The organism is Sandaracinobacteroides sp. (genome assembly GCF_057137845.1).
Genome location: NZ_DBNHFX010000019.1, coordinates 1 through 2000, shown reverse-complemented (window position 1 = coordinate 2000; position 2000 = coordinate 1). Strand labels below are relative to the sequence as shown.

Annotated in this window: 2 protein-coding genes; one reads left to right on the top strand and one right to left on the bottom strand. The window is 65.6% G+C overall.

Annotated elements, in window-relative coordinates; translation table 11 throughout:
• A partial coding sequence (locus tag AC16JP_RS00705) for a DUF6491 family protein (protein WP_484338680.1) occupies positions 1 to 319 on the bottom strand: 319 nt, incomplete at its 3' end.
• A 142-nt stretch (positions 320 to 461) separates the two neighbouring features.
• On the opposite strand from AC16JP_RS00705, the gene AC16JP_RS00700 reads away from it, so the two are divergent.
• The coding region (locus AC16JP_RS00700) for an acyl-CoA dehydrogenase family protein (protein ID WP_484338679.1) at positions 462 to 2000 on the top strand (1539 nt) is incomplete at its 3' end.

The following is a 2000-nucleotide window of genomic DNA, read 5'->3' as shown; positions in this document are numbered from 1 at the left end:
GCTGGTGGCCGACCAGCAGCGTCGAGAAGCGGTCCAGCGTGTTTGTGCCGCGCGTTTCGACGCCGATATGTTCGGCAAAGCGCAGGTCGGTGCAGGGCGCCATCAGCGTCGCGTGATACCAGTTGAAACCGTTCGCGCGCAGATAGACCGCCGAATCGCCATCGGCGCGGAAATCATCGACAGTTCCCTGATTGACGAACGGCACACTGGCCTGCTTCGGCGCGGCTTTTGCTGCGGGCGCCGCCACTGCAATCGCGGGCAGAACCGCAATAGCGAGGGCGGTGATGGGCAGGGCGATCAACGCGGTCAGTCTGGGCATGGAACAATCCTTTCCGCCTGCTCCGCTAGGCTGCCGCAGTTGAATAGGGGCTGAAAGCGAACCGCTTTTTGCGTTGGGTCGCTGCCGCTTGCCTTTGGCCGCTGCGGCGCGAACAATGCCCGCCGCCGAAGGAGGAAAAGCCATGTCCAGCGTCCGTCCGGTCACGCAGCTAGATACCCACGAAGTCACCAACCAGGCTCCGCCGTTCGAGGATCACAACATCTTCACCGGAGACAGAGGCCTTGAGGACGCCGTGGCAAGGGCCGGAGGTGGCGTGCACCATGAGCGTCTGGCGAAAATGGGCCGGATCGCTGGATCGGCGGAAGCGATCGAATGGGGCGTCGAGGCCAATCGGCAGTTGCCCGTCCTCGACACCCACGACCGCTATGGCCGCCGTATCGACGAAGTGCGCTTCCACCCGGCCTACCACAAGCTGATGCACCTCGGCCTCGACAATGGCGGCGCGTCGATCGCGTGGGACGGCACGGCCGCCGGCCATGTGGCGCATTCGGCCATCCTGTATCTGGTCGGGCAACTGGATTCCGGCCCCGGCTGCCCGATGACGATGACCTATGCCGCCGTGCCCGCACTCAGGGCCGATGCTGCGGTCGCCAGGGAATGGGTGCCGCGTATCCTTGCCGGCCGCTACGACCCGGCCTGCCGGCCGGCGCCGGAAAAGGCCGGCGTCACCATCGGCATGGCGATGACGGAAAAGCAGGGCGGTTCGGACGTGCGGGCGAATTCCACCCATGCTGAACCTGCCGCCAACGGCTGGCACCGCCTGACCGGGCACAAATGGTTCTGTTCGGCGCCGATGTGCGACGCGTTCCTGACGCTCGCATGGCTCGATGGCGGCCTGACCTGCTTCCTGGTGCCGCGCTGGCTGCCCGACGGCGAGCGCAACGCCGGATTCCGGGTGATGCGCCTGAAAGACAAGCTGGGCGACCGTTCAAACGCATCGTCGGAAATAGAATATCACGGCGCACTGTCGCAGCAGTTGGGAGAAACCGGGCGCGGCGTTTCAACCATCATCCAGATGGTGCAGCACACACGGCTCGACTGCGTGCTGGGGTCGGCACAGCAGATGCGCGCGGCGCTGGTGCAGGCGATGTGGCACGCCGCCCACCGCACGGTGTTTCAAAAGCGCCTTGTCGATCAGCCGGCGATGGCGGCGCTGCTCGCCGACCTGGCGATCGAAAGCGAGGCCGCAACGGCAATCGGCTTCCGGCTGGCGCAGGCCTTCGACCAGAACCACCCGCTGACGCGGCTGCTGACACCGATTGCCAAATACTGGGTCTGCAAGCGCGCGCCCGGCATGATCTATGAAGCGATGGAGTGTCTGGGTGGCGCCGGTTACATCGAAACCGGGCCGATGGCGCGCATCTTCCGCCAGTCGCCGCTGAACGCCATCTGGGAGGGGTCGGGGAATGTCATTGCGCTTGATCTTTTGCGCGCGCTGGCCCGCGAACCCGAAGGCACGGCGGCGCTTCGCGACTTCCTGTCGGCCCAGTTAGGCCGGCACCCGGCCTATGACGAATGGGTGAACAATCTGGATTTCGCGCCCGCAAGTGAAAGCACCGCAAGGCTGCTTGCCGAGCGTCTGGCGCTCGCGGCGCAGGCGGCGACGCTGCTGGAATGGGAAAACCCGATGGCCGATGCGTTCTGCACGCTCAGGCTGGCG